The organism is Okeania sp. SIO2F4 (genome assembly GCF_010672385.1).
GTDB lineage: Bacteria > Cyanobacteriota > Cyanobacteriia > Cyanobacteriales > Microcoleaceae > Trichodesmium.
Map to the genome: position 1 here is coordinate 1 of NZ_JAAHGT010000458.1, position 7557 is coordinate 7557.

Sequence of the window (7557 nt, forward strand, 5' to 3'; positions counted from 1 at the left end):
ATGTCGATGGCAGTTTTTATTACAAGCATTTGTTTTTTTTCAGGAAGCTCAAAATATGCGTTGCGGTCACTGTGATAATTGTATAAAGAAAGAAAAGTTTCTTGAAATTACAATTCAGGAGTTGAGGAAATGAATCAATATTTTTCTACTAGAAAATGTCGATGTCGATGGCAGTTTTTATTACAAGCATTTGGTTTTTCTCAGGAAGCTCAAAATATTTGTTGCAGTTACTGTGATGATGGTATAAATCAGGAAAAGTAGTTCTAAAATTGAGGTGGCGCGACCCGTTTAACTATATTATTAATAAGTCTAGTAATGGTAAAAAAGCTTCTTTAGATTACAGTTCAGGAGTTGAGGAAATGAATCAATATTTTTCTACTCGAAAATGTCGATGGCAATTTTTATTACAAGCATTTGGTTTTTCTCAGGAAGCTCAAAATATGCGTTGCGGTTACTGTAATAATTGTATAAATCAGGAAAAGTAGTTCTAAAATTGAGATGGCGCGACCCGTTTAACTATATTATTAATAAGTCTGGTAATAGTAAAAAAGTTTCTTGAAATTACAGTTCAGGAATTGAGGAAATGAATCAATATTTTTCTACTCGAAAATGTCGATGGCAATTTTTATTACAAGCATTTGGTTTTTCTCAGGAAGCTCAAAATATGCGTTGCGGTCACTGTGATAATTGTATAAAGAAAGAAAAGTAGTTAGTAGTTATAATATAGAAGTCTCGGTAATTAGTTATCGTATTGCCAACGAGTCTGAATTCTGAATTCAGAATTCAGAATTCAGGAGAAACAAAGAATTTGAATAGCATGAATTTTTAAATTCGTATCCAATATAAAATCTGTATTAAGAGGAAGTAATAAGAGCGATAAAAAAAACTTGATCACCTTGAGTGCCTAAACAAAATTTTTTACATACTTGGATTTGATGTGATGCTAATACCACAAGGAATTCAATGTGACCAAATGTGTAATTAATTTTATGTACCTGCTTAATATCTTCAAACTCCCTCCTCTTCTGTACTGACTTCTGACTCCCGACTACTACCTTGTTATTTATAACTATTCAACCGTACATAATATAACCTAATTTTATATAAATAAAAAATATCAGATTCAAAAAAGGTAGTTACAATAAAATGGTTACAAAAATGTTAGTCAATTTTGCCTACCTAGAGGGTAAAAATCAAACTATCCCTTGGGCACAAAAAACGACTTATTTTAGTTATCAAACTATTTTTAATCAATCATAAAACTGCTTTACTCTCAGAAAAAATAAATATTATAAATTATTACCTACTGAAGACTGTAATCGCCCTACCAATAGCTCCCCTATCTGACTCCTAAGAACAGAGTCACTGTAACAATATTTTATGAAATTGGTATAAAATTAAAATAACTATAGTAAAACTATAAAAAATAGTATTAATTATTTATATTTGATTGAGTTAAAGTAAAACTATGGTTGAGGTTCATTCCAAATGATAAACCGATTCCGTCCTTCTTCTTTGGCTTGGTATAATCCTCGATCTGCCGACTTAATCAATTGTTCAGGAGAACTTTTATCGTTAGGAATAGTAGTTGCAATTCCCATACTTAGGGTTACATAGGAGTGATTCAAAGAGGTTTTGTGAGGTATCTTTAGACAATGAATAGCATTCATAATTATAGTTGCTATTCTAGTTGCTTCAAGACAATTTATGCCTGGTAAAACAATCGCAAACTCTTCCCCACCGTACCTCGCTGCAAATTCTCCAGAACGCTTGACATTATTATCCAAAACTTGGGCAATAGCACGAAGGCAATTATCTCCTTCTAGATGACCGTAAGTATCATTGTATTTCTTGAAATAATCAACATCACAAAGAATCAACGATAAGGGTTGTTCTTGTCGTTGCATTCGTTGCCACTCTTGCTGAAGAAGTAGATTAAACTGACGCCTATTAATCAGTTGAGTCAACTCATCAATGGTAGCTAAATGATTGAGAGCTGCTGTTCTTTCCAAAACTTTCTGTTCTAGCTCTTGATTAATTGCACGAAAGCGTCCAATAACTAAAATTAAACCTGAAATTGCTAGAGCAATGATACTCATCAAAACAGTATAAATTATTTTTAATCCATCTTCAGCTATCAGCGTAAGATTATCAACAGGCTGAGTAATTTCTACGATGCCACGCACTTGTCCAACTTTCCAGTCTTTTCTAGGACTACTTCGTAGTGTATTATGACAAGCTACACAACTTGGCTCCATCAAGACAGCTTCCGTATAGCGAAACGAGAGGCGATCGCCAAATTGCTCTTTGCGATAAAACGAAGCTTCTGGATGCTCTTTCAAGTAAGTCAGTGCATCCCGCTCAAACTTATCTTGAGGTCCTCCCGTTACTTGTCGATTAGGAAATGGATAATCGCTGTAAAGTCTAAACAACATACCCTTTGATTGATCGCTGAGACGTTCCCCAAGTTCAATAGTATAGGTAGCAGGATTAGGAATAGCTCCATTGACAGTATGGTATTCAGGAATGACCAGGACACCATCCATTGACTTGATCCGATCGACAACATTCTTGCTGTACAATATTCTAGCTTCATTCAAGGTTTTAACAGCCACTTTTGCATAGTGCATTGCTTGAGAATCTACTAAATTAATTGAGAGATAGTAAGTTCCTACTAAAGCCATACCAAAACCCAAACAGAGTAAAATTACAAGAATGGTAATCACACGCATATAGAGCAGTTGATATAGTAGTTGGCAAAACTTTAATAATTTCCATCTTATAGCTGTCATCATTTATGTGATATTAATCAAGTCAAATAATACCAAATTCATGCATAGGCAGTTACATCTTAATTTGTGATTTATTCCTACAATAAAAAATTATAAATTCCATAAATTCTAAAAATTAAACATTTTTCCTCCCAAAGTTGTGATGAATCAGTTTCTTCAAAGCGACGCATAAAGTAAAAAGTCAGAAAAATAAGAGTATACCGAGTTAGGTCTGTCTTGATGGCAAGTAGCAAATTCTATAAATGTATAACCAGATTTAATATTAAATGTGTGTGGTTTTAACCCCTTTAATAAAATACCTAGAATACTCGTCTTTTTAAAGCTAGGAATCTAAAATAAGATAACAAGATAAAAATAAATTAATGGGAGCGACCTTTAGGTGTTCCACTAAAAAAAGTTGTAATAAGTAAACAAATAATACCAACATTAATCGAAACATCTGCCACATTAAAAACGGGAAAATCTATGAGGCGAAAATGGAGAAAATCTACAACATAACCAGAAACGAATCTATCAATACCATTACCCAATGCCCCTCCTAAAATTAAACCATAGCCCAGTTCTTCCCATCGATTAAATTTAGGCCCAAACCAAGCCCAAGCCATCAGACCAAGACTAACTATCAAAGATAACCAGCGCAACCAATAAACTCCACCATTACTAAAGAGACTAAAAGCAGCTCCAGTATTAGTTACATAAGTAAAGTGAAATACACCAGGCCATAAAGCCAGACTTTCTTCTAGTTGAAAATTTTGTACCACCCAAAACTTAGTTAGATGGTCTAATACAATGCTGATAATTGCAGCTATCCAGAATAAGGGATTTTTGTGAAAACGTAATTTCAAGTTTAACAATTACTATATTAATTAGATTTACTGTCAGTTGGAGGACATTAATTACCGAATCTGCTGTATAAAAGCTGTTAAAGTTGTTAACGAAATTCCTCCTACGGAGGCGAGCTATTTGGCTTTGTCTAGCATCCCGTAGGGAAGCATTCCGGTACGGAAATGCTAAAAACTGATAGCTAATTAATAAAATAGTAAACGTCGTAGGAAATAAGCCATAACTGCTACAGCACATATAATTCCTAGTTGTCCTGGTAAGGGAAAAATAGAATATCTAAAAATACCTTCAAATAAAGATAATGATTCTGTATTTCTCCAACCGAAAATACCACTAATAATGAGATAAGCTAACCCAGTTGCATGAACACTCAACAAGCCAGATAAACAGCTAAAAGCTAATAATTCTAGTTTAGGATATGCTTTAAAAGCTAAATTTCCACATATCCAAGCTCCCGGAATAAAACCCAATAAATAACCAAAACTAGGTTCTCTCAAATAACCAATACCACCACCGTGAGTAAACACAGGTAATAAAGTTAGACCTAAAAAAATATAGGCTATTTGAGAAATAACAGCAGCATTTTTTCCACCCAAACAACCTACCAATAAAACAGCCCCAACTTGGTAAGTTACTCCTAAAGAAAAAGTCTTAATTTCTTGTTGTTCCCAAATCCAAGTTGGACTGGCAAAAGAGGCAGGTAAAAATGTTGCAGCAATTGTTAAGAGTAAACCTACAATTGCCCATAGTAACTCTATTGTAATTGTCACGGCAATTAACAATTATTTTTGAGAATAAACAATTATCCGACTACCTAAAACCTATTGTAAGCATTCAGCTATTAGCTATCAGCTCTCAGCAATAATACCCTTCCTTCAGGAGGGGGTTTAAATGAATATAAGCTCTAAGGTCAAAAGAGATAACTTTTGTAGTAAGATTAAACTTCGGCTCAATTAATAAAGCTTTGATCACCCATCAAAAGCAATAGCTAATAGCTGATAGCTGACGGCTGTTTGCGCAGCATTCCACAGGAAACCCTTACAACCTATTAGTTGGAATAGGAGCTTCTCCACCTTGAAGTCCAAGAGATTCCAGCATTGCTTGGTCTTTTTCTGGAGGTTGACCAAGAGTTGTCAGATAATGGCCTATCAACATAGCATTAATACCAGCCTTTAATCCCAAAGCTTGCAATTCTCCCATCACAGCTTCTCGCCCTCCAGCATAGCGAATAATTTGTTCTGGTAAAATGAGACGAAAAATAGCGATCGCCTTTAAAGCATCATAGGGGTCTAATCTTGGCAAATCACCCAAAGGTGTACCTTCACGAGGGTTCAATAAATTTAAGGGTACAGACTCAACCTCTAGCTCTCGCAAAGATAAGGCCAAATCTATTCTATCTGCCCAAGTTTCTCCCATACCAATAATACCCCCAGTGCAAGCTTGAATACCTGCTGCTTTGAGGTTTTTCACAGTTTCAACTCGGTCATTCCAGCTATGAGTAGTCACAATTTCCGGGTAAAAATGCTCAGAAGCTTCCAAATTATGATTGTAGCGAGTTACTCCTACCTCTGCCAATGCTTGAGCTTGTTCTGGTGTTACTTCTCCCAAAGCACAACAAGGCTTAATATTGGTCTGAGCAATAATTTGTCTTACTGTAGCCAGAATTTGCTCAAATTCTCTAGACTTGGGACTATTATACTTAATACCTCTACCCTGAGACACCAAGCAAAATCTTTTAGCTCCACCTGCTTCTGCTGCTTTTGCTTGAGCTAAAATTTCTTCAGTAGATTTGAGGCCATATACTGGGGAAGCTTCTCCTGGATGATGGGATGACTGGGAACAGAAGCTACAATTTTCTGAACAGCCTCCAGACTTGACATTAATGATGCTACAAAGGTCTACAACATTTCCACAACAAGCTTTACGAACTTTATCGGCAGCTTCACAAAGTAACAGTATATCTTCTTGTTCTGTAATTTGAGTAAGTATCATAGCCTCTTCTCGGCTAAGACGATATCCAGAAATAATGTGCTTGGCTAAATTATGGAGCCATTGCTCTAACTGGTTTCTCGTCTCTGGCAAAGATAGGAAAGCTTTGGTATTTGTGTCTGTATTGGTTGATGGGGGTGCTTGAACCACGACTAACCTTGTAATTACTATATTTTATGAGGTTCAATTTTACCATTTTTCACCCACATTTTCATAGAATTAATTTAAGTGGTAAAATTTTTAAATTTCCATTTCTATTTTTCAATTATCGGAAATATCAAAAACGATGAGAGGAAGTTAGCAAGGCGGATTTATCTTCCCTACTCCCCTAATGCACGATTTTAGGTGAAACAGTCCACTACTGTGGTGTTAAGCCTTAAATGTGACTTTAGGAAAATGGTGTGATGTTGATTTTTCAAAGCTTTTAGTCAAAAATCTATTCCATTACTTTAAGTTTGACGCGCCACTATCATTATCGATCGCTAACGATTTATTAACTTTTCCTTTACCTATTCTTTACCTCTTTTTAACCTCAGTATGTTCAACTATCATTGATTGTTACTTTTGTTTCAAATCAATCTTAAATTTTAAATACTTATGACACTTAGTATCAAATTTAGTCAAATAATTCGTAATACCTCTAAAGTCTCCCTAGTAGCCTTAACAATTGGTATAGCTACTACAATTGCTGGGGTAAAGTACAGTTTAGCTCAACAAAAAGTCAACCTTGTAGGTGCAGGTGCATCTTTTCCAGCACCCCTATATCAACGTTGGTTTGCTGATATGAGAGATAGTCGTTCTGATATTGGAGTAGATTATCAATCAGTTGGTAGTGGTGCTGGTGTTGAGAGATTTACTCAAGAATTAGTAGATTTCGGTGCTTCTGATGTGGCAATGAAAGATGAGGAAATTGCCAAAGTCGGCCGGGGAGTTATGATGCTTCCTATGACTGCGGGTAGTGTTGTATTAGCTTACAATTTACCCGGTGTATCCGAGCTGAAATTATCTAGGGAAGTTTATGTAGATATTCTTTTGGGTAAAATTACAAAGTGGAACGACTCAAAAATTACTGCTATTAATTCCGGGGTAAATTTACCAGATACACCAATTACTGTAGTTCACCGTTCTGATGGTAGTGGAACTACAGGAGTATTTACGAAACATTTAAGTGCTATTAGTCCAGAATGGAAACAGAAAGTCGGAGAAGGTAAAACTGTATCTTGGCCAACAGGAGTTGGTGGTGCCAAAAATGATGGTGTAGCTGCTTTAATTCGTCAAACAGAAGGTGGCATAGGTTACGTTGAATTTGGTTTTGCTCAGAGTGCTAAACTCAATACGGCAGCTCTAGAAAATAAATCTGGTAAGTATATTAAGGCTTCTTTAGAGTCTGCTAAGTCTACTCTAGCAGCAGTAAAATTACCAGGAAATCTTCGTGCTTTTATTAGTGACCCTGAAGGTAATGATTCTTATCCTATCGTTACTTATACTTGGATGCTGATTTATGGCCAATATGATGATGCAGCTAAAGCTCAGGGTATAGAAAAAATGATTGAATATGGATTAAATGAGGGGCAGAAGGTAAGTGCTGATTTAGGTTATATTCCTCTACCTAACAATGTTCGTCAAACAGTTGCTGCTGCTGCCGATAAAATTAGCTCCGGCTATCAAATTAGTCTTAAGTGATATTTACACAGAGAAAACTTATAGTAAATTTTCCAAGCAAAATAGAACATACTTGATTCTGCATCTTTCATCAAATTATTCATACATTCAACTCTTCTGAATTTCTCTTAATTTAGATTCAGATAGGAAAAAGAAGGGTTGATTTTTTCATGATTTAGCCTTATTAACTAATACCATTTCTCAAAAGTCTTGCTATATTTTATTGATGGGAGGGAGTAGGGGTTTACTAAATAAGATTCGAGTGCTATTT

8 protein-coding genes are annotated in these 7557 nt (G+C 35.3%); 4 read left to right on the plus strand and 4 right to left on the minus strand.

Features of this window, described 5'->3' with window-relative positions:
• Positions 1-129 precede the first annotated feature (129 nt).
• The 3 genes from F6K22_RS24630 (at position 130) to F6K22_RS24640 (ending at position 709) form a co-directional block, all read left to right on the plus strand.
• Positions 130-261, plus strand: a complete 132-nt coding sequence (locus tag F6K22_RS24630) for a hypothetical protein (RefSeq protein ID WP_293104004.1) — start codon at positions 130-132, stop codon at positions 259-261.
• A gap of 8 nt (positions 262-269) precedes the next feature.
• On the plus strand, positions 270-485 hold the full coding sequence (locus F6K22_RS24635; protein ID WP_293104007.1) for a RecQ family zinc-binding domain-containing protein: 216 nt from the start codon (positions 270-272) through the stop codon (positions 483-485).
• Positions 486-583: 98 nt separating this feature from the next.
• Positions 584-709: a RecQ family zinc-binding domain-containing protein gene (locus tag F6K22_RS24640; RefSeq protein ID WP_293104010.1), complete on the plus strand. Its 126-nt coding sequence runs from the start codon at positions 584-586 to the stop codon at positions 707-709.
• 757 nt (positions 710-1466) lie between these two features.
• On the opposite strand, the gene F6K22_RS24645 is transcribed toward F6K22_RS24640, so the two are convergent.
• The 4 genes from F6K22_RS24645 to bioB form a co-directional block, all read right to left on the minus strand.
• The gene (locus F6K22_RS24645; RefSeq protein WP_293104014.1) at positions 1467-2795 is read right to left on the minus strand and encodes a diguanylate cyclase domain-containing protein; all 1329 of its coding nucleotides are present in this window, start codon (positions 2793-2795) and stop codon (positions 1467-1469) included.
• Positions 2796-3151: 356 nt separating this feature from the next.
• On the minus strand, positions 3152-3646 hold the full coding sequence (gene lspA, locus F6K22_RS24650) for a signal peptidase II (RefSeq protein ID WP_293104016.1): 495 nt from the start codon (positions 3644-3646) through the stop codon (positions 3152-3154).
• Positions 3647-3820: 174 nt separating this feature from the next.
• Positions 3821-4405 carry a biotin transporter BioY gene (locus F6K22_RS24655; protein WP_293104019.1) on the minus strand — a complete coding sequence of 195 codons (585 nt, stop codon included), beginning with the start codon at positions 4403-4405 and terminating at the stop codon, positions 3821-3823.
• A gap of 268 nt (positions 4406-4673) precedes the next feature.
• On the minus strand, positions 4674-5774 hold the full coding sequence (gene bioB, locus F6K22_RS24660) for a biotin synthase BioB (protein WP_293104022.1): 1101 nt from the start codon (positions 5772-5774) through the stop codon (positions 4674-4676).
• Between the two features lie 447 nt (positions 5775-6221).
• Between bioB and pstS the strand changes: the two genes are divergently transcribed.
• Complete coding sequence (gene pstS, locus F6K22_RS24665) at positions 6222-7307, plus strand: phosphate ABC transporter substrate-binding protein PstS (protein ID WP_293104024.1); 1086 nt, start codon at positions 6222-6224, stop codon at positions 7305-7307.
• Positions 7308-7557: the final 250 nt, after the last annotated feature.